The organism is Citrobacter sp. MGH100 (assembly GCF_001034465.1).
GTDB classification, from domain to species: Bacteria; Pseudomonadota; Gammaproteobacteria; order Enterobacterales; family Enterobacteriaceae; genus Citrobacter; species Citrobacter youngae.
This window is the reverse complement of the sequence record NZ_KQ089802.1, coordinates 1-24,270: the sequence shown is the minus strand read 5'-3', so window position 1 is coordinate 24,270 and position 24,270 is coordinate 1. Positions and strand designations below refer to the sequence as shown.

Annotated in this window: 42 protein-coding genes and 1 rRNA gene; 37 read left to right on the top strand and 6 right to left on the bottom strand. The window is 50.3% G+C overall.

Annotation, left to right across the window (positions count from 1 at the left end; all coding sequences use genetic code 11):
• Nucleotides 1-19: 19 nt before the first annotated feature.
• From rplC to arfA, 30 genes are all read left to right on the top strand, one after another.
• Nucleotides 20-649 carry a 50S ribosomal protein L3 gene (gene rplC, locus SK32_RS18025; RefSeq protein WP_003031117.1) on the top strand — a complete coding sequence of 210 codons (630 nt, stop codon included), beginning with the start codon at nucleotides 20-22 and terminating at the stop codon, nucleotides 647-649.
• 10 nt (nucleotides 650-659) lie between these two features.
• Nucleotides 660-1,265 (top strand): 50S ribosomal protein L4, encoded by a 606-nt coding sequence (rplD, locus tag SK32_RS18020; RefSeq protein WP_003031119.1) that lies wholly within the window; start codon nucleotides 660-662, stop codon nucleotides 1,263-1,265.
• Nucleotides 1,262-1,564, top strand: coding sequence for a 50S ribosomal protein L23 (gene rplW / locus SK32_RS18015; protein WP_000617546.1), 303 nt, complete (start codon nucleotides 1,262-1,264; stop codon nucleotides 1,562-1,564). Before rplD ends, rplW begins: the two co-directional genes overlap by 4 nt.
• A 17-nt stretch (nucleotides 1,565-1,581) precedes the next feature.
• Nucleotides 1,582-2,403: a 50S ribosomal protein L2 gene (gene rplB / locus SK32_RS18010; RefSeq protein ID WP_000301869.1), complete on the top strand. Its 822-nt coding sequence runs from the start codon at nucleotides 1,582-1,584 to the stop codon at nucleotides 2,401-2,403.
• A gap of 16 nt (nucleotides 2,404-2,419) precedes the next feature.
• The gene (gene rpsS / locus SK32_RS18005) at nucleotides 2,420-2,698 is read left to right on the top strand and encodes a 30S ribosomal protein S19 (RefSeq protein WP_001138115.1); all 279 of its coding nucleotides are present in this window, start codon (nucleotides 2,420-2,422) and stop codon (nucleotides 2,696-2,698) included.
• 14 nt (nucleotides 2,699-2,712) lie between these two features.
• Nucleotides 2,713-3,045 (top strand): 50S ribosomal protein L22, encoded by a 333-nt coding sequence (gene rplV, locus SK32_RS18000; RefSeq protein ID WP_000448832.1) that lies wholly within the window; start codon nucleotides 2,713-2,715, stop codon nucleotides 3,043-3,045.
• Nucleotides 3,046-3,062: 17 nt separating this feature from the next.
• On the top strand, nucleotides 3,063-3,764 hold the full coding sequence (gene rpsC / locus SK32_RS17995) for a 30S ribosomal protein S3 (protein ID WP_000529945.1): 702 nt from the start codon (nucleotides 3,063-3,065) through the stop codon (nucleotides 3,762-3,764).
• Nucleotides 3,765-3,776: 12 nt separating this feature from the next.
• Nucleotides 3,777-4,187: a 50S ribosomal protein L16 gene (gene rplP / locus SK32_RS17990; RefSeq protein ID WP_000941208.1), complete on the top strand. Its 411-nt coding sequence runs from the start codon at nucleotides 3,777-3,779 to the stop codon at nucleotides 4,185-4,187.
• Nucleotides 4,187-4,378, top strand: a complete 192-nt coding sequence (gene rpmC, locus SK32_RS17985; protein ID WP_000644742.1) for a 50S ribosomal protein L29 — start codon at nucleotides 4,187-4,189, stop codon at nucleotides 4,376-4,378. Before rplP ends, rpmC begins: the two co-directional genes overlap by 1 nt.
• Nucleotides 4,378-4,632 (top strand): 30S ribosomal protein S17, encoded by a 255-nt coding sequence (gene rpsQ, locus SK32_RS17980; RefSeq protein WP_003031120.1) that lies wholly within the window; start codon nucleotides 4,378-4,380, stop codon nucleotides 4,630-4,632. The genes rpmC and rpsQ overlap by 1 nt, the downstream gene beginning before the upstream one ends.
• Nucleotides 4,633-4,795: 163 nt before the next feature.
• Nucleotides 4,796-5,167 carry a 50S ribosomal protein L14 gene (gene rplN / locus SK32_RS17975; RefSeq protein WP_000613954.1) on the top strand — a complete coding sequence of 124 codons (372 nt, stop codon included), beginning with the start codon at nucleotides 4,796-4,798 and terminating at the stop codon, nucleotides 5,165-5,167.
• A 10-nt stretch (nucleotides 5,168-5,177) separates the two neighbouring features.
• The gene (rplX, locus tag SK32_RS17970) at nucleotides 5,178-5,492 is read left to right on the top strand and encodes a 50S ribosomal protein L24 (protein WP_003031122.1); all 315 of its coding nucleotides are present in this window, start codon (nucleotides 5,178-5,180) and stop codon (nucleotides 5,490-5,492) included.
• Nucleotides 5,493-5,506: 14 nt separating this feature from the next.
• Nucleotides 5,507-6,046 carry a 50S ribosomal protein L5 gene (rplE, locus tag SK32_RS17965; protein ID WP_003031123.1) on the top strand — a complete coding sequence of 180 codons (540 nt, stop codon included), beginning with the start codon at nucleotides 5,507-5,509 and terminating at the stop codon, nucleotides 6,044-6,046.
• Nucleotides 6,047-6,060: 14 nt separating this feature from the next.
• Entirely contained in the window at nucleotides 6,061-6,366 is a 306-nt protein-coding gene (gene rpsN / locus SK32_RS17960; protein WP_003031125.1) for a 30S ribosomal protein S14, read from the top strand.
• A 30-nt stretch (nucleotides 6,367-6,396) separates the two neighbouring features.
• Complete coding sequence (gene rpsH / locus SK32_RS17955; RefSeq protein WP_003031127.1) at nucleotides 6,397-6,789, top strand: 30S ribosomal protein S8; 393 nt, start codon at nucleotides 6,397-6,399, stop codon at nucleotides 6,787-6,789.
• A 12-nt stretch (nucleotides 6,790-6,801) separates the two neighbouring features.
• Nucleotides 6,802-7,335: a 50S ribosomal protein L6 gene (gene rplF / locus SK32_RS17950; RefSeq protein WP_048213523.1), complete on the top strand. Its 534-nt coding sequence runs from the start codon at nucleotides 6,802-6,804 to the stop codon at nucleotides 7,333-7,335.
• A gap of 9 nt (nucleotides 7,336-7,344) precedes the next feature.
• Nucleotides 7,345-7,698 (top strand): 50S ribosomal protein L18, encoded by a 354-nt coding sequence (gene rplR, locus SK32_RS17945; RefSeq protein WP_000358960.1) that lies wholly within the window; start codon nucleotides 7,345-7,347, stop codon nucleotides 7,696-7,698.
• A 14-nt stretch (nucleotides 7,699-7,712) separates the two neighbouring features.
• The gene (rpsE, locus tag SK32_RS17940) at nucleotides 7,713-8,216 is read left to right on the top strand and encodes a 30S ribosomal protein S5 (protein ID WP_003031131.1); all 504 of its coding nucleotides are present in this window, start codon (nucleotides 7,713-7,715) and stop codon (nucleotides 8,214-8,216) included.
• 3 nt (nucleotides 8,217-8,219) lie between these two features.
• Nucleotides 8,220-8,399 carry a 50S ribosomal protein L30 gene (gene rpmD / locus SK32_RS17935; protein WP_001140434.1) on the top strand — a complete coding sequence of 60 codons (180 nt, stop codon included), beginning with the start codon at nucleotides 8,220-8,222 and terminating at the stop codon, nucleotides 8,397-8,399.
• Nucleotides 8,400-8,402: 3 nt separating this feature from the next.
• The gene (gene rplO, locus SK32_RS17930; protein ID WP_003031132.1) at nucleotides 8,403-8,837 is read left to right on the top strand and encodes a 50S ribosomal protein L15; all 435 of its coding nucleotides are present in this window, start codon (nucleotides 8,403-8,405) and stop codon (nucleotides 8,835-8,837) included.
• A 7-nt stretch (nucleotides 8,838-8,844) separates the two neighbouring features.
• On the top strand, nucleotides 8,845-10,176 hold the full coding sequence (secY, locus tag SK32_RS17925; RefSeq protein ID WP_001118864.1) for a preprotein translocase subunit SecY: 1,332 nt from the start codon (nucleotides 8,845-8,847) through the stop codon (nucleotides 10,174-10,176).
• 30 nt (nucleotides 10,177-10,206) lie between these two features.
• Nucleotides 10,207-10,323, top strand: coding sequence for a 50S ribosomal protein L36 (gene rpmJ / locus SK32_RS17920; protein ID WP_000868187.1), 117 nt, complete (start codon nucleotides 10,207-10,209; stop codon nucleotides 10,321-10,323).
• Nucleotides 10,324-10,469: 146 nt separating this feature from the next.
• Complete coding sequence (gene rpsM, locus SK32_RS17915; protein ID WP_003031135.1) at nucleotides 10,470-10,826, top strand: 30S ribosomal protein S13; 357 nt, start codon at nucleotides 10,470-10,472, stop codon at nucleotides 10,824-10,826.
• Between the two features lie 16 nt (nucleotides 10,827-10,842).
• Entirely contained in the window at nucleotides 10,843-11,232 is a 390-nt protein-coding gene (rpsK, locus tag SK32_RS17910) for a 30S ribosomal protein S11 (RefSeq protein WP_003031137.1), read from the top strand.
• Nucleotides 11,233-11,265: 33 nt separating this feature from the next.
• Nucleotides 11,266-11,886: a 30S ribosomal protein S4 gene (gene rpsD / locus SK32_RS17905; protein WP_003031138.1), complete on the top strand. Its 621-nt coding sequence runs from the start codon at nucleotides 11,266-11,268 to the stop codon at nucleotides 11,884-11,886.
• Between the two features lie 25 nt (nucleotides 11,887-11,911).
• Nucleotides 11,912-12,901 (top strand): DNA-directed RNA polymerase subunit alpha, encoded by a 990-nt coding sequence (locus SK32_RS17900; RefSeq protein WP_003031139.1) that lies wholly within the window; start codon nucleotides 11,912-11,914, stop codon nucleotides 12,899-12,901.
• A 40-nt stretch (nucleotides 12,902-12,941) separates the two neighbouring features.
• Entirely contained in the window at nucleotides 12,942-13,325 is a 384-nt protein-coding gene (gene rplQ / locus SK32_RS17895) for a 50S ribosomal protein L17 (protein ID WP_001216370.1), read from the top strand.
• Nucleotides 13,326-13,432: 107 nt separating this feature from the next.
• Complete coding sequence (locus SK32_RS17890) at nucleotides 13,433-13,801, top strand: DnaJ family domain-containing protein (RefSeq protein WP_048213522.1); 369 nt, start codon at nucleotides 13,433-13,435, stop codon at nucleotides 13,799-13,801.
• Nucleotides 13,802-13,811: 10 nt separating this feature from the next.
• A complete protein-coding gene (gene zntR, locus SK32_RS17885) occupies nucleotides 13,812-14,237 on the top strand; it encodes a Zn(2+)-responsive transcriptional regulator (protein ID WP_048213521.1) in 426 nt (141 codons plus the stop codon).
• 57 nt (nucleotides 14,238-14,294) lie between these two features.
• Nucleotides 14,295-14,513: an alternative ribosome-rescue factor ArfA gene (arfA, locus tag SK32_RS17880; protein WP_048213520.1), complete on the top strand. Its 219-nt coding sequence runs from the start codon at nucleotides 14,295-14,297 to the stop codon at nucleotides 14,511-14,513.
• Here arfA and mscL read toward each other — a convergent pair.
• From mscL to def, 5 genes are all read right to left on the bottom strand, one after another.
• Nucleotides 14,510-14,923 (bottom strand): large-conductance mechanosensitive channel protein MscL, encoded by a 414-nt coding sequence (gene mscL / locus SK32_RS17875; RefSeq protein WP_003031152.1) that lies wholly within the window; start codon nucleotides 14,921-14,923, stop codon nucleotides 14,510-14,512. The genes arfA and mscL overlap by 4 nt on opposite strands.
• Before the next feature lie 141 nt (nucleotides 14,924-15,064).
• Nucleotides 15,065-16,441 (bottom strand): Trk system potassium transporter TrkA, encoded by a 1,377-nt coding sequence (gene trkA / locus SK32_RS17870; protein WP_003031153.1) that lies wholly within the window; start codon nucleotides 16,439-16,441, stop codon nucleotides 15,065-15,067.
• A 21-nt stretch (nucleotides 16,442-16,462) separates the two neighbouring features.
• Nucleotides 16,463-17,752, bottom strand: a complete 1,290-nt coding sequence (rsmB, locus tag SK32_RS17865; protein ID WP_048213519.1) for a 16S rRNA (cytosine(967)-C(5))-methyltransferase RsmB — start codon at nucleotides 17,750-17,752, stop codon at nucleotides 16,463-16,465.
• 53 nt (nucleotides 17,753-17,805) lie between these two features.
• Entirely contained in the window at nucleotides 17,806-18,753 is a 948-nt protein-coding gene (gene fmt, locus SK32_RS17860; RefSeq protein ID WP_048213518.1) for a methionyl-tRNA formyltransferase, read from the bottom strand.
• A gap of 14 nt (nucleotides 18,754-18,767) precedes the next feature.
• The gene (def, locus tag SK32_RS17855) at nucleotides 18,768-19,277 is read right to left on the bottom strand and encodes a peptide deformylase (RefSeq protein WP_040232019.1); all 510 of its coding nucleotides are present in this window, start codon (nucleotides 19,275-19,277) and stop codon (nucleotides 18,768-18,770) included.
• Nucleotides 19,278-19,406: 129 nt separating this feature from the next.
• Here def and dprA point away from each other — a divergent pair, with 129 nt between their 5' ends.
• The 6 genes from dprA to SK32_RS17825 are packed head-to-tail and all read left to right on the top strand — an operon-like array spanning nucleotide 19,407 to nucleotide 23,198.
• Nucleotides 19,407-20,531 (top strand): DNA-protecting protein DprA, encoded by a 1,125-nt coding sequence (gene dprA / locus SK32_RS17850; RefSeq protein WP_048213517.1) that lies wholly within the window; start codon nucleotides 19,407-19,409, stop codon nucleotides 20,529-20,531.
• Entirely contained in the window at nucleotides 20,503-20,976 is a 474-nt protein-coding gene (smg, locus tag SK32_RS17845) for a DUF494 family protein Smg (protein WP_005134083.1), read from the top strand. The genes dprA and smg overlap by 29 nt, the downstream gene beginning before the upstream one ends.
• A 26-nt stretch (nucleotides 20,977-21,002) precedes the next feature.
• Complete coding sequence (locus SK32_RS17840; RefSeq protein ID WP_048213516.1) at nucleotides 21,003-21,545, top strand: DNA topoisomerase family protein; 543 nt, start codon at nucleotides 21,003-21,005, stop codon at nucleotides 21,543-21,545.
• A 3-nt stretch (nucleotides 21,546-21,548) separates the two neighbouring features.
• A complete protein-coding gene (gene tsaC, locus SK32_RS17835; protein WP_048213515.1) occupies nucleotides 21,549-22,121 on the top strand; it encodes an L-threonylcarbamoyladenylate synthase type 1 TsaC in 573 nt (190 codons plus the stop codon).
• 1 nt (nucleotide 22,122) lies between these two features.
• Nucleotides 22,123-22,944 carry a shikimate dehydrogenase gene (aroE, locus tag SK32_RS17830; RefSeq protein WP_048213514.1) on the top strand — a complete coding sequence of 274 codons (822 nt, stop codon included), beginning with the start codon at nucleotides 22,123-22,125 and terminating at the stop codon, nucleotides 22,942-22,944.
• Nucleotides 22,941-23,198 (top strand): DUF1488 family protein, encoded by a 258-nt coding sequence (locus SK32_RS17825; protein ID WP_048213513.1) that lies wholly within the window; start codon nucleotides 22,941-22,943, stop codon nucleotides 23,196-23,198. The genes aroE and SK32_RS17825 overlap by 4 nt, the downstream gene beginning before the upstream one ends.
• Here SK32_RS17825 and SK32_RS17820 read toward each other — a convergent pair.
• Nucleotides 23,174-23,728 carry a gamma carbonic anhydrase family protein gene (locus SK32_RS17820; RefSeq protein WP_048213512.1) on the bottom strand — a complete coding sequence of 185 codons (555 nt, stop codon included), beginning with the start codon at nucleotides 23,726-23,728 and terminating at the stop codon, nucleotides 23,174-23,176. The genes SK32_RS17825 and SK32_RS17820 overlap by 25 nt on opposite strands.
• 473 nt (nucleotides 23,729-24,201) lie before the next feature.
• On the opposite strand from SK32_RS17820, the gene SK32_RS17815 reads away from it, so the two are divergent.
• Nucleotides 24,202-24,270: ribosomal RNA gene (locus SK32_RS17815) — 16S ribosomal RNA — on the top strand; the annotation flags it as partial.

Below are 24,270 nucleotides of genomic sequence, written 5' to 3'. Positions count from 1 at the left end.
CGATTGAGAGGTTGATACAATGATTGGTTTAGTCGGTAAAAAAGTGGGTATGACCCGCATCTTCACTGAAGATGGCGTATCTATCCCAGTAACCGTTATCGAAGTTGAAGCAAACCGCGTTACTCAGGTTAAAGATCTGGCTAACGATGGCTATCGCGCTGTTCAGGTTACCACCGGTGCTAAAAAAGCTAACCGCGTAACTAAGCCGGAAGCTGGCCACTTTGCTAAAGCTGGCGTAGAAGCTGGCCGCGGCCTGTGGGAGTTCCGTCTGGCAGATGGTGAAGAATACACCGTTGGTCAGAACATTAGCGTTGAACTGTTTGCTGACGTTAAAAAAGTTGACGTAACCGGTACCTCTAAAGGTAAAGGTTTCGCTGGTACCGTTAAGCGCTGGAACTTCCGTACCCAGGACGCTACTCACGGTAACTCCTTGTCTCACCGCGTTCCGGGTTCTATCGGTCAGAACCAGACTCCGGGCAAAGTGTTCAAAGGCAAGAAAATGGCAGGTCAGCTGGGCAACGAACGTGTAACCGTTCAGAGCCTGGACGTAGTACGTGTTGACGCTGAGCGCAACCTGCTGCTGGTTAAAGGTGGTGTTCCGGGTGCGACCGGTTGCGACCTGATCGTTAAACCAGCTGTGAAGGCGTAAGGGGATAGCAATGGAATTAGTATTGAAAGACGCGCAGAGCGCGCTGACTGTTTCCGAAACTACCTTCGGTCGTGATTTCAACGAAGCGCTGGTTCACCAGGTTGTTGTTGCTTATGCAGCTGGTGCTCGTCAGGGTACTCGTGCTCAGAAGACTCGTGCTGAAGTAACTGGTTCAGGCAAAAAGCCGTGGCGCCAGAAAGGTACCGGCCGTGCGCGTTCAGGTTCTATCAAGAGCCCGATCTGGCGTTCAGGTGGCGTGACCTTCGCTGCTCGCCCGCAGGACCACAGTCAAAAAGTTAACAAAAAGATGTACCGCGGCGCGCTGAAAAGCATTCTGTCCGAACTGGTACGTCAGGATCGTCTGATCGTTGTCGAATCATTCTCTGTAGAAGCGCCTAAAACTAAGCTGCTGGCACAGAAACTGAAAGACATGGCTCTGGAAGATGTGCTGATCATCACCGGTGAGCTGGACGAGAACCTGTTCCTGGCTGCGCGCAACCTGCACAAGGTTGACGTACGCGATGCAACTGGTATCGACCCGGTTAGCCTGATCGCCTTCGACAAAGTCGTAATGACTGCTGATGCTGTTAAGCAAGTTGAGGAGATGCTGGCATGATTCGTGAAGAACGTCTGCTGAAAGTGCTGCGCGCACCGCACGTTTCTGAAAAAGCGTCTACTGCGATGGAAAAAACTAACACCATCGTTCTCAAAGTTGCTAAAGACGCGACCAAAGCAGAAATCAAAGCTGCTGTGCAGAAACTGTTTGAAGTCGAAGTCGAAGTCGTTAACACCCTGGTAGTTAAAGGGAAAGTTAAACGTCACGGACAGCGTATCGGTCGTCGTAGCGACTGGAAAAAAGCTTACGTCACCCTGAAGGAAGGCCAGAATCTGGACTTCGTCGGCGGCGCTGAGTAAGTCGGAGGAGTAATACAATGGCAGTTGTTAAATGTAAACCGACATCTCCGGGTCGTCGCCACGTTGTTAAAGTGGTCAACCCAGAGCTGCACAAGGGCAAACCTTTTGCTCCGCTGGTTGAAAAAAACAGCAAATCCGGTGGTCGTAACAACAATGGCCGTATCACCACTCGTCACATCGGTGGTGGTCACAAGCAGGCTTATCGTATTGTTGACTTCAAACGCAACAAAGACGGTATCCCGGCAGTTGTTGAACGTCTTGAGTACGATCCGAACCGCTCCGCGAACATCGCGCTGGTTCTGTACAAAGACGGTGAACGCCGTTACATCCTGGCCCCTAAAGGCCTGAAAGCTGGCGACCAGATTCAGTCTGGCGTTGATGCTGCAATCAAAGCAGGTAACACCCTGCCGATGCGCAATATCCCGGTTGGTTCTACCGTTCATAACGTAGAAATGAAACCAGGTAAAGGCGGTCAGCTGGCACGTTCCGCTGGTACTTACGTTCAGATCGTTGCTCGTGATGGTGCTTATGTCACCCTGCGTCTGCGTTCTGGTGAAATGCGTAAAGTCGAAGCAGACTGCCGTGCAACTCTGGGCGAAGTTGGCAATGCTGAGCATATGCTGCGCGTTCTGGGTAAAGCAGGTGCTGCACGCTGGCGTGGTGTTCGTCCTACCGTTCGCGGTACTGCGATGAACCCAGTCGACCACCCACATGGTGGTGGTGAAGGTCGTAACTTTGGTAAGCACCCGGTAACTCCGTGGGGCGTTCAGACCAAAGGTAAGAAGACCCGCAGCAACAAGCGTACTGATAAATTCATCGTACGTCGCCGTAGCAAATAATTTTAGAGGATAAGCCATGCCACGTTCTCTCAAGAAAGGTCCTTTTATTGACCTGCACTTGCTGAAGAAGGTAGAGAAAGCGGTGGAAAGCGGAGACAAGAAGCCCCTGCGCACTTGGTCCCGTCGTTCAACGATCTTTCCTAACATGATCGGTTTGACCATCGCTGTCCATAATGGTCGTCAGCACGTTCCGGTATTTGTTTCCGACGAAATGGTCGGTCACAAACTGGGTGAATTCGCACCGACTCGTACTTATCGCGGCCACGCTGCTGATAAAAAAGCGAAGAAGAAATAAGGTAGGAGGAAGAGATGGAAACTTTAGCTCAACATCGCCATGCTCGTTCTTCTGCTCAGAAGGTTCGCCTTGTTGCAGACCTGATTCGCGGTAAGAAAGTGTCGCAGGCCCTTGATATTCTGACCTACACCAATAAGAAAGCGGCTGTACTGGTTAAGAAAGTCCTGGAATCTGCCATTGCTAACGCTGAACACAACGATGGCGCTGACATTGACGATCTGAAAGTTACGAAAATTTTCGTAGACGAAGGCCCGAGCATGAAGCGCATTATGCCGCGTGCAAAAGGTCGTGCAGATCGCATCCTGAAGCGCACCAGCCACATTACTGTGGTTGTGTCCGATCGCTGAGACTCTGGAGACTAGCAATGGGTCAGAAAGTACATCCTAATGGTATTCGCCTGGGTATTGTAAAACCATGGAACTCAACCTGGTTTGCGAACACCAAAGAATTCGCTGACAACCTGGACAGCGATTTTAAAGTACGTCAGTACCTGACTAAGGAACTGGCTAAAGCGTCTGTATCTCGTATCGTTATCGAGCGTCCGGCTAAGAGCATCCGTGTGACCATTCACACCGCTCGCCCGGGTATCGTTATCGGTAAGAAAGGCGAAGACGTAGAAAAACTGCGCAAAGTCGTAGCGGATATTGCTGGCGTTCCTGCTCAGATCAATATCGCCGAAGTGCGTAAGCCTGAACTGGACGCAAAATTGGTTGCTGACAGCATCACTTCTCAGCTGGAACGTCGCGTTATGTTCCGTCGTGCTATGAAGCGTGCTGTACAGAACGCAATGCGTCTGGGCGCTAAAGGTATCAAAGTTGAAGTTAGCGGCCGTCTGGGCGGCGCGGAAATCGCACGTACCGAATGGTACCGCGAAGGTCGCGTACCGCTGCACACTCTGCGTGCTGACATCGACTACAACACCTCTGAAGCGCACACCACTTACGGTGTAATCGGCGTTAAAGTGTGGATCTTCAAAGGCGAGATCCTGGGTGGTATGGCTGCTGTTGAACAACCGGAAAAACCGGCTGCGCAACCTAAAAAGCAGCAGCGTAAAGGCCGTAAATAAGGAGCGTCGCTGATGTTACAACCAAAGCGTACAAAATTCCGTAAAATGCACAAAGGCCGTAACCGCGGTCTGGCTGCTGGCGCGGATGTTAGCTTCGGCAGCTTCGGTCTGAAAGCTGTTGGCCGTGGTCGTCTGACTGCCCGTCAGATCGAAGCAGCACGTCGTGCTATGACCCGTGCAGTTAAGCGTCAAGGTAAGATCTGGATCCGTGTATTCCCGGACAAACCGATCACTGAAAAGCCGCTGGCAGTGCGTATGGGTAAAGGTAAAGGTAACGTAGAGTATTGGGTTGCCTTGATTCAGCCGGGTAAAGTCCTGTATGAAATGGACGGCGTACCGGAAGAGCTGGCCCGTGAAGCATTCAAGCTGGCAGCAGCGAAACTGCCGATTAAAACCACCTTTGTAACTAAGACGGTGATGTAATGAAAGCAAAAGAGCTGCGTGAGAAGAGTGTTGAAGAGCTGAACACCGAGCTGCTGAATCTGCTGCGTGAGCAGTTCAACCTGCGTATGCAGGCTGCAAGTGGCCAGCTGCAACAGTCTCACCTGTTGAAGCAAGTGCGTCGTGATGTCGCACGCGTTAAGACTTTACTGACTGAGAAGGCGGGTGCGTAATGACCGATAAAATCCGTACTCTGCAAGGTCGCGTTGTTAGCGATAAAATGGAGAAATCCATTGTTGTTGCTATCGAACGTTTTGTGAAACACCCGATCTACGGTAAATTCATTAAGCGTACGACCAAACTGCACGTACATGACGAGAACAACGAATGCGGTACTGGTGACGTGGTTGAAATCCGCGAATGCCGTCCGCTGTCCAAGACCAAGTCCTGGACGCTGGTTCGCGTTGTAGAGAAAGCCGTTCTGTAATACAGTAGGCATTCTCAACGAATAAACGGCTCAGCGATGAGCCGTTTATTTTTTCTACCCATATCGTTGAAGCGGTGTTATAATGCCGCGCCCCCGATATGGGGCTTTTTTAACGACCTGATTTTCGGGTCTCAGTAGTAGTTGACATTAGCGGAGCACTAAAATGATCCAAGAACAGACTATGCTGAACGTCGCCGACAACTCCGGTGCACGTCGCGTAATGTGTATCAAGGTTCTGGGTGGCTCGCACCGTCGCTACGCAGGCGTCGGCGATATCATCAAGATCACCATCAAGGAAGCAATTCCGCGTGGTAAGGTCAAAAAAGGTGATGTGCTGAAGGCGGTAGTGGTGCGCACCAAGAAGGGTGTTCGTCGCCCGGACGGTTCTGTCATTCGCTTCGATGGAAATGCATGCGTTATTTTAAACAATAACAGCGAGCAACCTATCGGTACGCGTATTTTTGGGCCGGTAACTCGTGAACTTCGTAACGAGAAGTTCATGAAAATTATCTCTCTGGCACCAGAAGTACTCTAAGGAGCGAATCATGGCAGCGAAGATCCGTCGTGATGACGAAGTTATCGTGTTAACCGGTAAAGATAAAGGTAAACGCGGTAAAGTTAAGAATGTCCTGTCTTCCGGCAAGGTCATTGTTGAAGGTATCAACCTGGTTAAGAAACATCAGAAGCCGGTTCCGGCCCTGAACCAACCAGGCGGCATCGTAGAGAAAGAAGCAGCTATTCAGATCTCTAACCTTGCTATCTTCAACGCGGCAACCGGCAAGGCTGACCGTGTAGGCTTTAGATTCGAAGACGGCAAAAAAGTCCGTTTCTTTAAATCTAACAGCGAAACTATCAAGTAATTTGGAGTAGTACGATGGCGAAACTGCATGATTACTACAAAGACGAAGTAGTCGCTAAACTCATGACTGAGTTTAACTACAATTCTGTCATGCAAGTCCCTCGGGTCGAGAAGATCACCCTGAACATGGGTGTTGGTGAAGCGATCGCTGACAAGAAACTGCTGGATAACGCAGCAGCTGACCTGACAGCAATCTCCGGTCAAAAACCGCTGATCACCAAAGCACGCAAATCTGTTGCAGGCTTCAAAATCCGTCAGGGCTATCCGATCGGCTGTAAAGTAACTCTGCGTGGCGAACGCATGTGGGAGTTCTTTGAGCGCCTGATCACTATTGCTGTTCCACGTATCCGTGACTTCCGTGGCTTGTCCGCTAAGTCTTTCGACGGTCGTGGTAACTACAGCATGGGTGTCCGTGAGCAGATCATCTTCCCAGAAATCGACTACGATAAAGTCGACCGCGTGCGTGGTTTGGATATTACCATTACCACTACTGCGAAATCTGACGAAGAAGGCCGTGCTCTGCTGGCTGCCTTTGACTTCCCGTTCCGCAAGTAAGGTAGGGTTACTGAATGGCTAAGCAATCAATGAAAGCACGCGAAGTAAAGCGCGTAGCTTTAGCTGATAAGTACTTCGCAAAACGCGCTGAACTGAAAGCTATTATCTCTGATGTGAACGCGACCGACGAAGATCGTTGGAACGCAGTTCTCAAGCTGCAGTCTCTGCCGCGTGATTCCAGCCCGTCCCGTCAGCGTAACCGCTGCCGTCAAACAGGTCGTCCGCATGGCTATGTGGGCAAGTTCGGGTTGAGCCGTATCAAACTGCGTGAAGCCGCCATGCGCGGTGAAGTACCAGGCTTGAAAAAGGCTAGCTGGTAATTACCAATTGAATCACGGGAGTAAAGACAGATGAGCATGCAAGATCCGATCGCGGATATGCTGACCCGTATCCGTAACGGTCAGGCCGCGAATAAAGCTGCGGTCACCATGCCTTCCTCCAAGCTGAAAGTGGCAATTGCCAACGTGCTGAAGGAAGAAGGTTTTATTGAAGATTTTAAAGTTGAAGGCGACACCAAGCCGGAACTGGAACTTACTCTCAAGTATTTCCAGGGTAAAGCTGTTGTAGAAAGCATTCAGCGTGTCAGTCGCCCAGGTCTGCGCATTTATAAGCGTAAAGACGAGCTGCCGAAAGTTATGGCTGGCATGGGTATCGCAGTTGTTTCTACCTCTAAAGGTGTTATGACTGATCGTGCAGCGCGCCAGGCTGGTCTTGGTGGCGAAATTATCTGCTACGTAGCCTAATCGGAGGAAAAAATGTCTCGTGTTGCTAAAGCACCGGTCGTTATTCCTGCCGGCGTTGATGTAAAAATCAACGGTCAGGTTATTACGATCAAAGGTAAAAACGGCGAGCTGACTCGTACTCTCAACGATGCTGTTGCAGTAAATCATGCAGATAATGCACTGACCTTCGGTCCGCGTGATGGTTACGCAGATGGATGGGCTCAGGCTGGTACCGCGCGTGCCCTGCTGAACTCAATGGTTGTCGGTGTTACCGAAGGCTTCACTAAGAAGCTTCAGCTGGTTGGTGTAGGTTATCGTGCAGCGGTTAAAGGGAATGTAGTAAACCTGGCTTTAGGTTTCTCTCACCCAGTTGACCATCAGCTGCCTGCGGGAATCACTGCAGAATGTCCGACTCAGACTGAGATCGTGCTGAAAGGCGCTGATAAACAGCTGATCGGTCAGGTTGCAGCAGATCTGCGCGCCTACCGTCGTCCTGAGCCTTATAAAGGCAAGGGTGTTCGTTACGCCGACGAAGTCGTGCGTACCAAAGAGGCTAAGAAGAAGTAAGGTAACACTATGGATAAGAAATCTGCTCGTATCCGTCGTGCGACCCGCGCACGCCGCAAGCTCCAGGAGCTGGGTGCAACTCGCCTGGTGGTACATCGTACCCCGCGTCATATTTACGCACAGGTAATTGCACCGAACGGTTCTGAAGTTCTGGTAGCTGCTTCTACTGTAGAAAAAGCTATCGCTGAACAATTGAAGTACACCGGTAACAAAGACGCTGCTGCAGCTGTAGGTAAAGCTGTTGCTGAACGCGCTCTGGAAAAAGGCATCAAAGATGTATCCTTTGACCGTTCCGGGTTCCAATATCATGGTCGTGTCCAGGCACTGGCAGATGCTGCCCGTGAAGCTGGCCTTCAGTTCTAAGGTAGAGGTGTAAGATGGCTCACATCGAAAAACAAGCTGGCGAACTGCAGGAAAAGCTGATCGCGGTTAACCGCGTATCTAAAACCGTTAAAGGTGGTCGTATTTTCTCCTTCACAGCTCTGACTGTAGTTGGTGATGGTAACGGTCGCGTTGGTTTTGGTTACGGTAAAGCGCGTGAAGTTCCAGCAGCGATCCAGAAAGCGATGGAAAAAGCCCGTCGCAATATGATTAACGTCGCGCTGAACCACGGCACCCTGCAGCACCCGGTTAAGGGTACTCACACGGGTTCTCGTGTCTTCATGCAGCCGGCTTCCGAAGGTACCGGTATCATCGCCGGTGGTGCAATGCGCGCCGTTCTGGAAGTCGCTGGAGTTCGTAACGTTCTGGCTAAAGCGTATGGTTCCACTAACCCGATTAACGTGGTTCGTGCAACTATCGATGGTCTGGAAAATATGAAATCTCCGGAAATGGTCGCTGCCAAGCGTGGTAAATCCGTTGAAGAAATTCTGGGGAAATAAACCATGGCAAAGACTATTAAAATTACTCAAACCCGCAGTGCAATCGGTCGTCTGCCGAAACACAAGGCAACGCTGCTTGGCCTGGGTCTGCGTCGTATTGGTCACACCGTAGAGCGCGAGGATACTCCTGCTGTTCGTGGTATGGTCAACGCGGTTTCCTTCATGGTTAAAGTTGAGGAGTAAGAGATGCGTTTAAATACTCTGTCTCCGGCCGAAGGCTCTAAAAAAGCGGCTCGCCGCCTGGGTCGTGGTATCGGTTCTGGCCTCGGTAAAACCGGTGGTCGTGGTCACAAAGGTCAGAAGTCTCGTTCTGGCGGTGGCGTACGTCGCGGTTTCGAGGGTGGTCAGATGCCTCTGTACCGTCGTCTGCCGAAATTCGGCTTCACTTCACGTAAAGCAGCGATTACAGCCGAAGTTCGTCTGTCTGACCTGGCTAAAGTTGAAGGCGGTGTTGTAGACCTGAACACGCTGAAAGCAGCCAACATTATCGGTATCCAGATCGAGTTCGCGAAAGTGATCCTGGCTGGTGAAGTCACTACTCCGGTAACTGTTCGTGGCCTGCGTGTTACTAAAGGCGCTCGTGCTGCTATCGAAGCTGCTGGCGGTAAAATCGAGGAATAAGTAGCAGATGGCTAAACAACCGGGATTAGATTTTCAAAGTGCCAAAGGTGGCTTAGGCGAGCTGAAACGCAGACTGCTGTTTGTAATCGGCGCGCTGATTGTGTTCCGTATTGGCTCTTTCATTCCGATCCCTGGTATTGATGCCGCTGTACTTGCCAAACTGCTTGAGCAACAGCGAGGCACCATCATTGAAATGTTTAACATGTTCTCTGGTGGTGCACTCAGCCGTGCTTCTATCTTTGCTCTGGGGATCATGCCGTATATTTCGGCGTCGATCATTATCCAGCTGCTGACGGTGGTTCATCCAACGCTGGCAGAAATTAAGAAAGAAGGGGAGTCTGGTCGTCGTAAGATCAGCCAGTACACCCGTTACGGTACTCTGGTGCTGGCTATATTCCAGTCGATCGGTATTGCTACCGGTCTCCCGAATATGCCTGGTATGCAGGGCCTGGTGATGAACCCAGGCTTTGCATTCTATTTCACCGCTGTTGTAAGTCTGGTTACAGGGACGATGTTCCTGATGTGGTTGGGTGAACAGATTACTGAACGTGGTATCGGCAACGGTATCTCAATCATTATCTTCGCCGGTATTGTCGCGGGACTCCCGCCAGCCATTGCCCATACTATCGAGCAAGCGCGTCAAGGCGACCTGCACTTCCTCGTGTTGCTGTTGGTTGCAGTATTAGTATTCGCAGTGACGTTCTTTGTTGTATTTGTTGAGCGTGGTCAACGCCGCATTGTGGTAAACTACGCGAAACGTCAGCAAGGTCGTCGTGTCTATGCTGCACAGAGCACACATTTACCGCTGAAAGTGAATATGGCGGGGGTAATCCCGGCAATCTTCGCTTCCAGTATTATTCTGTTCCCGGCGACCATCGCGTCATGGTTCGGGGGCGGGACTGGTTGGAACTGGCTGACAACAATTTCGCTGTATTTGCAGCCTGGGCAACCGCTTTATGTGTTACTCTATGCGTCTGCAATCATCTTCTTCTGTTTCTTCTATACGGCGTTGGTTTTCAACCCGCGTGAAACAGCAGATAACCTGAAGAAGTCCGGTGCATTTGTACCAGGAATTCGTCCGGGAGAGCAAACGGCGAAGTATATCGATAAAGTAATGACCCGCCTGACTCTGGTTGGTGCGCTCTACATTACCTTTATCTGCCTGATCCCGGAGTTCATGCGTGATGCAATGAAAGTACCGTTCTACTTCGGTGGGACCTCACTGCTTATCGTTGTTGTCGTGATTATGGACTTTATGGCTCAAGTGCAAACTCTGATGATGTCAAGTCAGTACGAGTCTGCATTGAAGAAGGCGAATCTGAAAGGCTACGGCCGTTAACAGTCGCCCGAGAAGTTACGGAGAGTAAAAATGAAAGTTCGTGCTTCCGTCAAGAAATTATGCCGTAACTGCAAAATCGTTAAGCGTGATGGTGTCATCCGTGTGATTTGCAGTGCCGAGCCGAAGCATAAACAGCGCCAAGGCTGATTTATTCGCATATTTTTCTTGCAAAGTTGGGTTGAGCTGGCTAGATTAGCCAGCCAATCTTTTGTATGTCTGTGCGTTTCCATTTGAGTATCCTGAAAACGGGCTTTTCAGCATGGTGCGTACATATTAAATAGTAGGAGTGCATAGTGGCCCGTATAGCAGGCATTAACATTCCTGATCAGAAACATGCTGTGATCGCATTAACTTCGATCTACGGCGTCGGCAAGACCCGTTCTAAAGCCATTCTGGCTGCCGCGGGTATCGCTGAAGATGTTAAGATCAGTGAGCTGTCTGAAGAACAAATCGACACGCTGCGTGACGAAGTTGCCAAATTTGTCGTTGAAGGTGATCTGCGCCGTGAAGTTAGCATGAGCATCAAGCGCCTTATGGATCTTGGTTGCTATCGCGGTTTGCGTCATCGTCGTGGTCTCCCGGTTCGCGGTCAGCGTACCAAGACCAACGCACGTACCCGTAAGGGTCCGCGCAAACCGATCAAGAAATAATCGGGGTGATTGAATAATGGCAAAGGCACCAATTCGTGCACGTAAACGTGTAAGAAAACAAGTCTCTGACGGCGTGGCTCATATCCATGCTTCTTTTAACAACACCATCGTTACCATTACTGATCGTCAGGGTAACGCACTGGGTTGGGCAACAGCCGGTGGTTCCGGTTTCCGTGGTTCTCGCAAATCCACTCCGTTTGCAGCTCAGGTTGCAGCAGAGCGTTGCGCTGAAGCCGTAAAAGAATACGGTATCAAGAATCTGGAAGTTATGGTCAAAGGACCGGGTCCAGGTCGCGAATCTACTGTTCGTGCTCTGAACGCCGCTGGTTTCCGCATCACTAATATTACTGATGTGACTCCGATCCCTCATAACGGTTGTCGTCCGCCGAAAAAACGTCGCGTATAACGCTGTCGTTTCTAGGATTGTTGGAGAAAGAAAATGGCAAGATATTTGGGTCCTAAGCTCAAGCTGAGCCGTCGTGAGGGCACTGACTTATTCCTTAAGTCTGGCGTTCGCGCGATCGATACCAAGTGTAAAATTGAACAAGCTCCTGGCCAGCACGGTGCGCGTAAACCGCGTCTGTCTGACTATGGTGTGCAGTTGCGTGAAAAGCAAAAAGTTCGCCGTATCTACGGTGTGCTGGAGCGTCAGTTCCGTAACTACTACAAAGAAGCAGCGCGTCTGAAAGGCAACACCGGTGAAAACCTGTTGGGTCTGCTGGAAGGTCGTCTGGACAACGTTGTATACCGTATGGGCTTCGGTGCCACTCGTGCAGAAGCACGTCAGCTGGTCAGCCATAAAGCAATTATGGTAAACGGTCGTGTTGTTAACATCGCTTCTTATCAGGTTAGTCCGAATGACGTTGTTAGCATTCGTGAGAAAGCGAAGAAGCAGTCTCGCGTGAAAGCCGCTCTGGAGCTGGCTGAGCAGCGTGAAAAGCCAACCTGGCTGGAAGTTGATGCTGGCAAGATGGAAGGTACGTTCAAGCGTAAGCCGGAGCGTTCTGATCTGTCTGCGGACATTAACGAACACCTGATCGTCGAGCTTTACTCCAAGTAAAGCTTAGTACCAAAGAGAGGACACAATGCAGGGTTCTGTGACAGAGTTTCTAAAACCGCGCCTGGTAGATATCGAGCAAGTGAGTTCGACGCACGCCAAGGTGACCCTTGAGCCTTTAGAGCGTGGCTTTGGCCATACTTTGGGTAACGCACTGCGCCGTATTCTGCTCTCATCGATGCCGGGTTGCGCGGTGACCGAGGTTGAGATTGATGGTGTACTACATGAGTACAGCACCAAAGAAGGCGTTCAGGAAGATATCCTGGAAATCCTGCTCAACCTGAAAGGGCTGGCGGTGAGAGTTCAGGGTAAAGATGACGTTATTCTTACCTTGAATAAATCTGGCATTGGCCCTGTGACTGCAGCCGACATTACCCATGATGGGGATGTCGAAATCGTCAAGCCACAGCACGTGATCTGCCACCTGACCGATGAGAATGCATCTATTAGCATGCGTATCAAAGTTCAGCGCGGTCGTGGTTATGTGCCGGCTTCTACCCGAATTCATTCGGAAGAAGATGAGCGCCCAATCGGCCGTCTGCTGGTCGACGCATGCTACAGCCCTGTAGAGCGTATTGCCTACAATGTTGAAGCAGCGCGTGTAGAACAGCGTACCGACCTGGACAAGCTGGTCATCGAAATGGAAACCAACGGCACAATCGATCCTGAAGAGGCGATTCGTCGTGCGGCGACCATTCTGGCTGAACAACTGGAAGCTTTCGTTGATTTACGTGATGTACGTCAGCCGGAAGTTAAAGAAGAGAAACCAGAATTCGATCCGATCCTGCTGCGCCCTGTTGACGATCTGGAATTGACTGTCCGCTCTGCTAACTGCCTCAAAGCAGAAGCTATCCACTATATCGGTGATCTGGTACAGCGTACTGAGGTTGAGCTTCTTAAGACGCCTAACCTTGGTAAAAAATCTCTTACCGAGATTAAAGACGTGCTGGCTTCCCGTGGACTGTCTCTGGGCATGCGCCTGGAAAACTGGCCACCGGCAAGCATCGCTGACGAGTAACCGGATCACAGGTTAAGGTTTTACTGAGAAGGATAAGGTCATGCGCCATCGTAAGAGTGGTCGTCAACTGAACCGCAACAGCAGCCATCGCCAGGCTATGTTCCGCAATATGGCAGGTTCACTGGTTCGTCATGAAATCATCAAGACGACTCTGCCGAAAGCGAAAGAGCTGCGTCGCGTAGTTGAGCCGCTGATTACTCTTGCCAAGACTGATAGCGTAGCTAATCGTCGTCTGGCATTCGCCCGCACTCGTGATAACGAGATCGTGGCAAAACTGTTTAACGAACTGGGCCCGCGTTTCGCGAGCCGCGCCGGTGGTTACACTCGCATTCTGAAGTGTGGCTTCCGTGCAGGCGACAACGCGCCGATGGCATACATCGAGCTGGTTGATCGTTCAGAGAAAACAGAAGCTGCTGCAGAGTAATCTGTAGTAACGTAAAAAAACCCGCCTCGGCGGGTTTTTTTATATCCGTCATATCCCCACTTATCTACAATATCTGTACTCTTTTTGTTCATCCCCTGGAGTGTTGTATGTGGTTACTGGACCAGTGGGCAGAGCGCCATATTATTGATGCACAAGCTAAAGGCGAGTTTGATGATTTACCGGGAACGGGCGAACCGCTGACTCTTGACGATGACTCCCATGTCCCGCCTGAACTGCGAGCCGGATACCGTTTATTAAAAAATGCAGGTTGCCTCCCTCCTGAGCTCGAGCAACGCAGAGAAGCAATACAGCTGCTTGAAATACTCGCGGGGATCCGCAAAGATGATCCAAGTTATCCGGAGGTGAGCCGAAGACTGTCGCTGCTGGAACTTAAACTTCGGCAGGCTGGACTCAGCATCGAGTTTTTGCGCGGTGACTACGCAGATAAGCTGCTAAAAAAGATCAACGATGAATAGCGGAGAGAGCATGTACCGAATTGGTGAAATAGCGAAACTGGCTGACGTGACGCCAGATACTATCCGCTACTATGAAAAGCAGCAGATGATGGAGCATGAAGTGCGTACTGAAGGCGGATTTCGCCTCTATACAGAAAGCGATCTTCAGCGCCTGAAGTTTATTCGTTATGCCCGCCAGCTTGGTTTCACTCTGGAATCGATCCGTGAGCTTCTTTCGATCCGTGTTGATCCCGAACACCATACCTGTCAGGAATCAAAAGGGATCGTCCAGGAAAGACTGCAAGAAGTCGAAGCACGTATTGCCGAACTTCAGACGATGCAGCGGTCTCTGCAGCGATTGAATGATGCATGCTGCGGCAAGGCACATAGCAGCGTGTACTGCTCTATTCTTGAAGCTCTTGAGCAAGGCGCCAGTGGAACAATATCAGGCTGTTGATTTCTTGAACTGCCGGGTCTACACTCGCGGCGTAAATTACTACAAACTGGAGATATTATGAGTCGTTATCAGCACACCAAAGGGCAGATAAAAGACAACGCCATTGAGGCGCTTCTGCATGACCCACTGTTCAGACAGCGCGTTGAGAAGAATAAAAAAGGTAAAGGTAGTTATCTGCGTAAAGGTAAACATGGCAATCGGGGTAACTGGGAGGCCAGTGGCAAGAAAGTGAATCACTTTTTTACCACTGGCCTTCTGGTTTCAGTGAGTGCTTAAGAACGGTTATTTTGTTCTTTCAGCAGGTCACGAATTTCACTCAGCAATACTTCTTCTTTCGAGGGAGCTGGCGGTGCAGCCGGCTCTTCCGCTTTTTTACGATTCAGTTTGTTGATCAGTTTGATTGCCATAAAGATAGCAAACGCCACAATAATGAAATCAAATACGTTCTGAATAAATACACCGTAATGCATAACGACAGCCGGGATGTCTCCCTGCGCATCGCGTAATGTCAAAGCAAACTGTTTAAAATCGATCCCACCAATTAACAACCCCAGTGGCGGCATGATGATATCGGCAACCAGCGATGAAACAATCTTACCGAATGCCGCACCAATAATGACACCCACTGCCAAATCGACAACATTCCCGCGCATCGCGAATTCGCGAAACTCTTTAATAATGCTCATTTTATTCTCCCTATGCAGCTGACGTTTATAAGTTTAACAAATGTTTAGGCAATTTCCATTTATGTATTGCCGAAAGGAAAATTTATTAGACCATGAAATATAAAGGGAAATAAAAAGGGCGCTGTATTCGCGCCCAAATTATTACAGGAAGAAAGGACTTGGCTGGAATAGTCGCTCGACGTCAGTAATAAACTTTTTGTCTGTCAGGAACATGATAACGTGATCACCCTGCTCAATACGCAGGTTGTCATTGGCTATCATCACGTCGTTACCTCGCACTACCGCACCAATAATGGTACCGGGTGGAAGTTTAATTTCATCAATTGAGCGTCCCACAACCCGAGATGTTGTTTCATCCCCGTGTGCGACGGCTTCAATGGCTTCCGCGACGCCACGGCGTAGTGAAGAAACGCCGACAATGTCAGCTTTACGTACGTGACTGAGCAGCGCGGAGATGGTCGCCTGCTGCGGTGAAATAGCAATATCGATCACGCTACCTTGCACCAGATCGACGTATGCTCTGCGTTGGATTAACACCATCACTTTCTTGGCACCCATCCGTTTGGCAAGCATCGCCGACATGATATTCGCTTCATCATCGTTGGTCACTGCGATAAACAGATCAACTTGATCAATATGTTCTTCAGCCAGCAGCTCTTGATCCGAGGCATCACCGAAAAAGACGATCGTATTTTGCAATTTCTCCGCAAGCTCGGATGCCCGTTGCTGATTGCGCTCGATCAGTTTGACGCTGTAATCTTTTTCCAGACGTCGGGCCAGACCAGCACCGATATTACCGCCACCCACTAACATAATGCGTTTGTAGGGTTTTTCCAGACGCTGCAGTTCACTCATTACGGCGCGAATATGCTGTGATGCCGCAATAAAGAAGACTTCATCACCCGCTTCAACGATCGTAGAACCTTGTGGACGGATTGGTCGGTCATGACGGAAAATCGCCGCAACGCGGGTATCGATGTGCGGCATATGTTCACGCATTGTTGACAGCGCATTACCGATAAGCGGCCCGCCGTAATAGGCTTTTACTACTGCCAGACTGACTTTACCTTCGGCAAAATTGACTACCTGCAATGCACCCGGATATTCAATCAGTCGATAAATGCTATCGATAACCAGTTGCTCCGGCGCAATCAGGTGATCGATAGGTACCGCATCGGATTGGAATAGCTTGTCCGCATCACGAACGTAATCCGGTGAGCGAATACGGGCGATACGATTAGGCGTATTAAACAGTGAATAAGCGACCTGGCAGGCAACCATATTTGTTTCATCTGAGCTGGTTACGGCAACCAGCATATCGGCATCGTCGGCCCCAGCTTCACGCAGTACGCGAGGATGTGAACCGTGCCCTTGCACGACGCGGAGATCAAACTTGTCCTGCAGGCTGCGCAGGCGTTCACCATTGGTATCGACTACCGTGATATCGTTGTTTTCTCCGACCAGGTTTTCAGCCAGCGTACCGCCAACTTGCCCTGCGCCCAGAATGATAATTTTCATCAGTCGCGACCCGTTATCTCATCACTTTTTGATTAGCTTAGCGTAAAAGAAGCCATCGCCATCTTCCGCACCTGGTAAATTCTGACGTCCGGGGTTTTCCGGCGTACCGGTTTCGCTTAATACCGCATCCGGCGTGCGTGCCAGGAAGGCAGCAATTTGCAGCTGGTTTTCTTCTGGCAGGATAGAGCACGTTGCATAAACCAGCGTGCCGCCAGGTTTAAGATGTAACCAGGTTGCATTCAGGATCTCGGCCTGCAATTGGACAAGTTCGGCAATATCCCGGTCGCGGCGCAGCCATTTGATATCCGGATGGCGACGAATCACCCCGGTGGCAGAACACGGAGCATCCAGCAAAATACGGTCAAACTGTTGTTCGCCACACCATTGTTGTGGATATCGACCATCACCCTGTTTTACGGTTGCCTTCATGCCGAGGCGTTTCAGATTGTCGTAAACGCGCGATAAGCGTTTCTCATCGACATCGACGGCCATCACGTTAGCTTGCGGAGCAACTTCCAGAATGTGCGTCGTTTTACCGCCCGGCGCGCAGCACAGGTCAAGGATCTGTTCGCCGTCCTCCGGCAACAGATAGGTTACGCATCCTTGAGCTGAAGCATCCTGGACGGTCACCCAGCCTTCGTCAAAACCAGGCAGGGCGTGCACAGGAGCCGGTGTTTCCAGACGCACGGCATCCGGATAATCCGGATGCGGGAAGCCGGTTAGCCCCGCTTCGCTAAGCAGGTCCAGCCAGGCATCGCGGGTATGGTGGTTACGATTGACACGCAGCCACATCGGTGGTCTTTGGTTATTGGCTTCAAGAATGGCTTCCCACTGCTGCGGATAAGCGGCCTTAATACGTTTCACCAGCCAGGAAGGGTGTAAGAAACGTAAATCGCTTTGCGCGAACTCGGCCAGCAGTTCATCCTGACGACGCTGAAACTGGCGCAACACGCCGTTGATCAACCCTTTAAGCTGCGGACGCTTTATGAAAACCGCACCTTCGACAGTCTCAGCCAGCGCAGCGTGCGGTGGAATACGGGTATGCAGTAGCTGGTAGAAGCCCACCATGATCAGATAGTGAACGGTGCGCTGTTTGCCCGTCATTGGACGTTCCATCAGTTGCTGGATCATCCACTCCAGTTGGGAGAGCGTGCGTAATACGCCGAAGCAAAGTTCCTGCAACAGCGCCTTATCTTTGTCGGCTACTTTTTGCTGCATGGCGGGCAGTACGTTACTCAACGATTGGCCCTTTTCGACAACCTGTTCGACAGCCTGGGCCGCCATACTGCGTAAATTAAGATGTTTTTTCATAAGCGCAAAAATAAAAATGCCCGGAGGCTCCGGGCTTTAAAAGAGATGAACCGTCAGATCAGACGATTCCCGGGCACAAACCACTCCCGACGCGAATTGAGCAGATCCTGTGCGCTCATCGCTTTCTTACCGGCAGGCTGTAAAGCGATGAGATTCAGGATGCCGTCGCCTGTTGCGACCTGGATGCCCTGCTTTGTCGCCTCGAGGATGGTGCCTGGTGCAGACTGTGTGTTCACAGCAATAACAGAAGCTTTCCAGACTTTCACTGGCTGACCTTCGATTTCAAGCCAGCTCATTGGCCACGGGTTAAAGGCGCGGATACAGCGTTCCAACTGAGTGGCCGAAAGCGACCAGTCGATACGTGCCTCTTCTTTGCTGAGTTTTTCTGCATGCGTAACCAGAGATTCATCCTGAACAACTGGTTTTATGGTGCCAGCAGCCAGCTGTTTTAGCGTTTCAATCAGCCCCTGCGGCCCCAAATCTGCCAGCTTATCGTATAACGAACCGCTGGTATCTTCCGCCGTAATCGGGCAAGACAGCTTAAGCAGCATATCTCCGGTGTCCAGACCGACATCCATCTGCATGATGGTTACACCTGTTTCGGTGTCGCCTGCCCACAATGAACGCTGGATCGGTGCGGCCCCACGCCAGCGTGGAAGCAGAGAACCATGAACGTTGATGCAACCCAGACGCGGCATGTCCAGTACGGCTTTTGGCAGAATCAGGCCATATGCCACCACCACCATTACATCAGCGTGCAGATCAGAAACCAGTTGTTGGTTTTCCTGGGGACGAAGAGATACAGGTTGGAAAACGGGTATCCCTTTTTCTTCCGCCAGCACTTTTACCGGGCTGGGCATCAGCTTTTTACCACGTCCCGCAGGGCGGTCCGGTTGGGTAAACACCCCAACGACGTTATGTCCAGAAGACAACAGCGCGTCGAGATGACGCGCTGCAAAGTCAGGTGTACCCGCAAAAATAATACGTAGTGAGTCTGACACGTTGATTCTTGTCCTTAAGCTCGGGCGTTCAGGCGGTCGAGTTTTTCAACTTTCTGACGAATACGTTGTTGCTTCAACGGAGACAGATAATCGATAAACAGTTTACCGACCAGGTGATCCATTTCATGTTGGATGCAGATAGCCAACAGGCCATCGGCCTCCAGTTCAAAAGGCTTACCGTCGCGATCGAGCGCACGAATTTTTACTTTTTCAGCGCGCGGTACTAATGCACGTTGTTCAGGAATAGACAGGCAGCCTTCTTCAATGCCCGTTTCACCGTCTTTTTCCAGCAGCTCTGGGTTAATGAGTACCAGACGCTCGTCACGGTTTTCAGAGACATCAATAACAATGATGCGCTGATGAATATCGACCTGTGTTGCGGCCAGACCGATACCTTCTTCGGCGTACATCGTTTCGAACATATCATCAACGATACGCTGAATTTCTGCATTCACTTCTTCAACCGGCTTTGCGACTTTGCGAAGACGCTCGTCCGGAATATGTAACACTTGCAAAACTGACATAGTTATCCAGAGTTGTGTTCAGGAATTGGAAAGATTATTACCTCTATTCTAGACAAAACCCGCTCTGATTGACAGCATCAGTGACCAATCGCAAAGATTGCCAGGACTGCTTGTGGCAGGGGAACAGGGATGACCCATATTGAGATTTGGTTACGTTTAGCACAAGTGAATGAACTGTATGGTGATGAGATGGTGCGCACTGCTCGCTGGCTTATCGCTCAACCGAGTATTAACAATACGGTACTTCGGCATGCAGGGTTCACTCCTCGCCAGGTCGAACGTTTTCTGGCCTTTTCTGAACAGTCACTGGAAAAAACGCTGCGTTGGCTTGAGTTACCCCATCATCATCTGGTTTTTGCCGACAGCAAGTATTTTCCGCCGCAGCTGCGTGCTATTGAGGATTACCCTGGCGTACTTTTCATTGCTGGCCGCCCTGAGTGTCTTCACTCATTTCAAGTTGCTGTTGTCGGCAGTCGGCAGTACTCCTGGTATGGCGAACGATGGGCGCGGTTGTTCTGCGAAAAGCTTTCAGCATGTGGTGTGACGATCACTAGCGGACTGGCTAAAGGGATTGACGGTGTGGCGCATACTGCAGCGATAAACACACACGGGGCCAGTATTGCGGTACTGGGAAATGGTTTGGAAACTATATATCCACGGCGACATGTTCGTCTTGCCGAAAGTTTGATAGAGGCCGGAGGTGCTCTGGTGTCCGAGTTTCCTTTGGATATGCTCCCTTTACCGCGTAATTTTCCCCGACGAAATCGCATTATTAGTGGTCTAAGTAAGGGAGTACTGGTTGTTGAAGCGGCACAGCGTAGTGGCTCATTAGTCACTGCACGCTGTGCGCTGGAACAAGGACGGGAGGTTTTTGCTTTGCCTGGACCGATAGGGAGTCCGGGAAGTGAAGGTCCCCATTGGCTCATTCAGCAGGGAGCCATGCTTGTGACGGCACCAGAGGAAATACTGGAAAGTTTGCAATATGGGCTGCAATGGCTGCCAGATGAGCCTGAAAAATCAATTTATTCGCCGGATCACGAAGAGGTGGCATTGCCATTTTCAGAGCTCCTGGCTAACGTAGGTGATGAGGTAACACCTGTTGACGTCGTCGCTGAACGTGCCGGCCAACCTGTGCCAGAGGTAGTGGCTCAACTGCTCGAACTGGAGTTAGCAGGATGGATCGCAGCTGTACCCGGCGGCTATGTCCGATTGAGGAGGGCAAGCCATGTTCGACGTACTAATGTATTTGTTTGAGACATATATCCATAACGAAGCTGAGCTGCGTGTGGATCAGGACAAACTGGAACGGGATCTTACCGACGCTGGTTTTGATCGTGAAGACATCTACAACGCGTTACTGTGGCTGGAAAAGCTTGCTGATTATCAGGACGGCCTTGCAGAACCTATGCAGCTTGCATCAGATCCCCTTTCTGTACGTATTTATACTGCAGAAGAGTGCGATCGGCTGGATGCGAGCTGTCGGGGGTTCCTGCTATTCCTGGAGCAGATTCAGGTGCTAAACCTCGAAACGCGAGAAATGGTGATAGAGCGCGTACTTGCGCTGGATACGGCTGAGTTTGATCTGGAAGACCTGAAGTGGGTGATCCTGATGGTTCTGTTCAACATTCCAGGCTGCGAAAATGCCTATCAGCAAATGGAAGAATTACTCTTTGAAGTGAATGAAGGTATGCTGCATTAATCAATCTTCATTCAGTATGAGTTGTTATGGCTAAATCAGCACTGTTTACGGTGCGTAAAAACGAGCCCTGCCCACAATGTGGGGCTGAACTGGTTATTCGTTCCGGGAAACACGGCCCGTTTCTTGGTTGCTCACACTATCCAGAATGCGATTATGTCCGTCCGCTGAAATCATCTGCGGACGGACATATAGTCAAAGTTCTGGAGGGTAAATTCTGCCCTGCATGTGGCGCTGAACTGGTGCTGAGGCAGGGACGATTCGGTATGTTTATTGGGTGCAGTGATTACCCTGCCTGCGATCACACTGAGCTTATCGATAAGCCTGATGAAACCGCAGTAGTGTGCCCCCAATGCCAGACGGGCCATTTGGTTCAGCGGCGTTCACGTTATGGCAAAACCTTCTACTCCTGCGATCGCTATCCGGAGTGTCAGTTTGTCATTAACTTCAAACCGTTAGCGGGAGAGTGTCCAGAGTGCCACTATCCGCTACTCATCGAAAAGAAAACCGCGCAGGGTGCGAAGCATTTCTGTGCCAGTAAACAATGTGGAAAGCCGATCCCGGCGGAATAAAAAGTGAATAAAAACCTGCCTACGGACCCCATCGCTGCCGCGATAGAGGTTCTGCAACAAGAAAATGTCATCGCTTATCCAACAGAAGCCGTTTTTGGTGTCGGTTGCAATCCTGACAGCGAAACGGCGGTAATGCGTCTGTTGGAACTCAAACAACGTCCAATTGATAAAGGTTTGATTTTGATTGCGGCAAGCTTTGATCAACTCAAACCGTATATTGATGACAGTATGCTCACCGATGCTCAACGTGAAGCTGTTTTCGCTCGCTGGCCTGGCCCTGTCACTTTCGTTTTCCCGGCTCCTGCGACAACGCCGCGTTGGCTAACCGGTCGTTTTGATTCGCTCGCCGTGCGCGTCACGGATCACCCGCTGGTGGTTGCATTGTGCCAGGCTTATGGCAAGCCATTAGTTTCTACCAGTGCCAATCTGAGTGGACTGGCACCCTGCAGAACGGTAGAGGAAGTACGAGCGCAGTTCGGGGAAGATTTTCCAGTGGTTGAAGGTAATACCGGCGGACGTTTGAATCCCTCGGAAATCAGAGATGCTTTGACGGGTGAACAGTTTCGACAGGGGTAATATGAAAGAAGCCTATGCTGTTTTTGGTAATCCGGTAGCACACAGCAAATCGCCTTTTATTCATCAGCAATTTGCAGAGCAGCTGAAGATTGATCACTCTTATGGTCGGGTGTTGGCGCCGATCAATAACTTTGTGAATACGCTCAATGCCTTTTTTGCTGATGGGGGGAAAGGGGCTAATGTTACCGTTCCTTTTAAAGAAGAGGCTTTTGCGCGTGCTGATGAACTAACAGAGCGGGCATCGCTGGCTGGGGCGGTCAATACTCTAAAACGGCTGGAGGATGGGCGTTTACTGGGTGATAACACCGATGGTATCGGCCTGCTTAGCGATCTTGAGCGTTTGTCTTTCATTCATCCCGGGTCTCGTATCCTGTTGATTGGGGCTGGTGGAGCGTCCCGTGGCGTGTTGCTGCCTCTCCTGTCTATGGATTGCGCGGTGACTATTGTTAATCGCACCGCCTCACGTGCTGAAGAATTGGCGCAGATCTTCTCCCATACCGGCAGCGTTCAGGCGGTAGGATTGGATGAGCTGGATAATTACACCTTCGATCTGATCATCAACGCAACGTCCAGTGGTATTAGCGGTGATGTTCCAGCCATTCCTGCATCGCTTATTCATTCTTCGGTTTATTGCTACGACATGTTCTATCAAAAGGGGAATACTCCGTTCCTTTCCTGGTGCGTATCGCATGGTGCAAAACATTGTGCTGATGGTTTGGGAATGCTGGTGGGGCAAGCGGCACATGCTGTTTTGCTCTGGCATGGTGTACTACCGAAGATTGAGCCTGTGATTAAAACACTGCAACAGGAACTTTCTGCATGAATCAGGCGATTCAATTCCCTGATAGGGAAGAGTGGGTGGCGGATATTAATTCCGTCGTCTTCCCGGCGATGGTTCATGGTATGCAGCTAAAATGTGCCATAAAAGGAGAGACGCTGGCGCATCGCTTTGGCGGCGACACGTCTGAACAGTGGCTTGAAACTTTTCGCGAATATCGCTGGGATCTGGAAGAAGAGGCTGAAGCATTGATCCAGGCCCAGCAGGAAGATTCTCAAGGTTGGGTCTGGTTATCCTGACCTAAATACTCATCTTTCCACTTCACGTAGTTGTCAGCAGAATACTGTAGGCCTGCTTTCTCTTCATCAGTTAGTGGGCGGATTTGTTTAACCGGGCTTCCCAGATACAGATATCCGCTTTCCAGGCGTTTGTTTTGTGGAACCAGGCTCCCAGCCCCAATCATAACGTCGTCTTCTACGACTACGCCATCCAGCAGAATCGATCCCATACCGACTAAAACGCGGTTGCCAATGATGCAACCGTGTAGCATGACTTTATGACCAACCGTAACGTCCTCACCCACGATCAGTGGATTACCCTGCGGATTAGACGTGGATTTATGCGTGACATGGAGAACGCTGCCGTCCTGGATGTTTGTACGGGCGCCAATCTGTACGTAGTTCACATCGCCACGAATCGCAACCAGTGGCCAAATCCCGACATCATCAGCCAGACGAGCATCGCCAATGACAACACTACTACTATCGATCATGACGCGTTTGCCGATCTGTGGGAAAAGATCCTTATAAGGACGTAGTACATCAGACATGTTTACCTCAATGAAAATAGGGCGGTAATGAAGACTTTGGTTGGATTATTGAGACTGTGCAAGTGATTTAGTTATCAAAAATCAGCCAAATTGCACAGGAATGTAGCGAAAGGAGTGAAAAACAAACATTCGGCAAAAAAGATCCAAAAAACACTTGTGCTAAAAAATGGGATCCCTATAATGCGCCTCCATCGACACGGCGGATGTGAATCACTTCACACAAACAGCCGGTTCGGTTGAAGAGAAAAACCTGAAAATAAGAGGTTGACTCTGAAAGAGGAAAGCGTAATATACGCCACCTCGCGACAGAGCGCTAAAGCGCGTCGCAACTGCTCTTTAACAATTTATCAGACAATCTGTGTGGGCACTCGAAGATACGGATTCTTAACGTCGCAAGACGAAAAATGAATACCAAGTCTCTTGAGTGAACATACGTAATTCATTACGAAGTTTAATTCACGAGCATCAAACTTAAATTGAAGAGTTTGATCATGGCTCAGATTGAACGCTGGCGGCAGGCCTAACACATGCAAGTCGAACGG

What these genes read in the sequence shown, in the direction of transcription:
- rplD (WP_003031119.1), top strand. Translation starts at nt 660, where the DNA reads ATGGAATTAGTATTGAAAGACGCGCAGAGCGCGCTGACTGTTTCCGAA.
- rsmB (WP_048213519.1), bottom strand. Translation starts at nt 17,752, where the DNA reads ATGAAAAAACATCTTAATTTACGCAGTATGGCGGCCCAGGCTGTCGAA.
- rpmC (WP_000644742.1), top strand. Translation starts at nt 4,187, where the DNA reads ATGAAAGCAAAAGAGCTGCGTGAGAAGAGTGTTGAAGAGCTGAACACC.
- rplN (WP_000613954.1), top strand. Translation starts at nt 4,796, where the DNA reads ATGATCCAAGAACAGACTATGCTGAACGTCGCCGACAACTCCGGTGCA.
- rpsQ (WP_003031120.1), top strand. Translation starts at nt 4,378, where the DNA reads ATGACCGATAAAATCCGTACTCTGCAAGGTCGCGTTGTTAGCGATAAA.
- zntR (WP_048213521.1), top strand. Translation starts at nt 13,812, where the DNA reads ATGTACCGAATTGGTGAAATAGCGAAACTGGCTGACGTGACGCCAGAT.
- rplX (WP_003031122.1), top strand. Translation starts at nt 5,178, where the DNA reads ATGGCAGCGAAGATCCGTCGTGATGACGAAGTTATCGTGTTAACCGGT.
- SK32_RS17820 (WP_048213512.1), bottom strand. Translation starts at nt 23,728, where the DNA reads ATGTCTGATGTACTACGTCCTTATAAGGATCTTTTCCCACAGATCGGC.
- rplV (WP_000448832.1), top strand. Translation starts at nt 2,713, where the DNA reads ATGGAAACTTTAGCTCAACATCGCCATGCTCGTTCTTCTGCTCAGAAG.
- mscL (WP_003031152.1), bottom strand. Translation starts at nt 14,923, where the DNA reads ATGAGCATTATTAAAGAGTTTCGCGAATTCGCGATGCGCGGGAATGTT.
- rplW (WP_000617546.1), top strand. Translation starts at nt 1,262, where the DNA reads ATGATTCGTGAAGAACGTCTGCTGAAAGTGCTGCGCGCACCGCACGTT.
- SK32_RS17840 (WP_048213516.1), top strand. Translation starts at nt 21,003, where the DNA reads ATGGCTAAATCAGCACTGTTTACGGTGCGTAAAAACGAGCCCTGCCCA.
- rplE (WP_003031123.1), top strand. Translation starts at nt 5,507, where the DNA reads ATGGCGAAACTGCATGATTACTACAAAGACGAAGTAGTCGCTAAACTC.
- secY (WP_001118864.1), top strand. Translation starts at nt 8,845, where the DNA reads ATGGCTAAACAACCGGGATTAGATTTTCAAAGTGCCAAAGGTGGCTTA.
- rplB (WP_000301869.1), top strand. Translation starts at nt 1,582, where the DNA reads ATGGCAGTTGTTAAATGTAAACCGACATCTCCGGGTCGTCGCCACGTT.
- rplR (WP_000358960.1), top strand. Translation starts at nt 7,345, where the DNA reads ATGGATAAGAAATCTGCTCGTATCCGTCGTGCGACCCGCGCACGCCGC.
- rpsD (WP_003031138.1), top strand. Translation starts at nt 11,266, where the DNA reads ATGGCAAGATATTTGGGTCCTAAGCTCAAGCTGAGCCGTCGTGAGGGC.
- rplO (WP_003031132.1), top strand. Translation starts at nt 8,403, where the DNA reads ATGCGTTTAAATACTCTGTCTCCGGCCGAAGGCTCTAAAAAAGCGGCT.
- SK32_RS17900 (WP_003031139.1), top strand. Translation starts at nt 11,912, where the DNA reads ATGCAGGGTTCTGTGACAGAGTTTCTAAAACCGCGCCTGGTAGATATC.
- rpsK (WP_003031137.1), top strand. Translation starts at nt 10,843, where the DNA reads ATGGCAAAGGCACCAATTCGTGCACGTAAACGTGTAAGAAAACAAGTC.
- rpmD (WP_001140434.1), top strand. Translation starts at nt 8,220, where the DNA reads ATGGCAAAGACTATTAAAATTACTCAAACCCGCAGTGCAATCGGTCGT.
- smg (WP_005134083.1), top strand. Translation starts at nt 20,503, where the DNA reads ATGTTCGACGTACTAATGTATTTGTTTGAGACATATATCCATAACGAA.
- SK32_RS17890 (WP_048213522.1), top strand. Translation starts at nt 13,433, where the DNA reads ATGTGGTTACTGGACCAGTGGGCAGAGCGCCATATTATTGATGCACAA.
- rpsH (WP_003031127.1), top strand. Translation starts at nt 6,397, where the DNA reads ATGAGCATGCAAGATCCGATCGCGGATATGCTGACCCGTATCCGTAAC.
- arfA (WP_048213520.1), top strand. Translation starts at nt 14,295, where the DNA reads ATGAGTCGTTATCAGCACACCAAAGGGCAGATAAAAGACAACGCCATT.
- SK32_RS17825 (WP_048213513.1), top strand. Translation starts at nt 22,941, where the DNA reads ATGAATCAGGCGATTCAATTCCCTGATAGGGAAGAGTGGGTGGCGGAT.
- rpsN (WP_003031125.1), top strand. Translation starts at nt 6,061, where the DNA reads ATGGCTAAGCAATCAATGAAAGCACGCGAAGTAAAGCGCGTAGCTTTA.
- rpsE (WP_003031131.1), top strand. Translation starts at nt 7,713, where the DNA reads ATGGCTCACATCGAAAAACAAGCTGGCGAACTGCAGGAAAAGCTGATC.
- rpsS (WP_001138115.1), top strand. Translation starts at nt 2,420, where the DNA reads ATGCCACGTTCTCTCAAGAAAGGTCCTTTTATTGACCTGCACTTGCTG.
- trkA (WP_003031153.1), bottom strand. Translation starts at nt 16,441, where the DNA reads ATGAAAATTATCATTCTGGGCGCAGGGCAAGTTGGCGGTACGCTGGCT.
- rplF (WP_048213523.1), top strand. Translation starts at nt 6,802, where the DNA reads ATGTCTCGTGTTGCTAAAGCACCGGTCGTTATTCCTGCCGGCGTTGAT.
- dprA (WP_048213517.1), top strand. Translation starts at nt 19,407, where the DNA reads ATGACCCATATTGAGATTTGGTTACGTTTAGCACAAGTGAATGAACTG.
- aroE (WP_048213514.1), top strand. Translation starts at nt 22,123, where the DNA reads ATGAAAGAAGCCTATGCTGTTTTTGGTAATCCGGTAGCACACAGCAAA.
- rpsC (WP_000529945.1), top strand. Translation starts at nt 3,063, where the DNA reads ATGGGTCAGAAAGTACATCCTAATGGTATTCGCCTGGGTATTGTAAAA.
- rplP (WP_000941208.1), top strand. Translation starts at nt 3,777, where the DNA reads ATGTTACAACCAAAGCGTACAAAATTCCGTAAAATGCACAAAGGCCGT.
- rplQ (WP_001216370.1), top strand. Translation starts at nt 12,942, where the DNA reads ATGCGCCATCGTAAGAGTGGTCGTCAACTGAACCGCAACAGCAGCCAT.
- rplC (WP_003031117.1), top strand. Translation starts at nt 20, where the DNA reads ATGATTGGTTTAGTCGGTAAAAAAGTGGGTATGACCCGCATCTTCACT.
- def (WP_040232019.1), bottom strand. Translation starts at nt 19,277, where the DNA reads ATGTCAGTTTTGCAAGTGTTACATATTCCGGACGAGCGTCTTCGCAAA.
- rpmJ (WP_000868187.1), top strand. Translation starts at nt 10,207, where the DNA reads ATGAAAGTTCGTGCTTCCGTCAAGAAATTATGCCGTAACTGCAAAATC.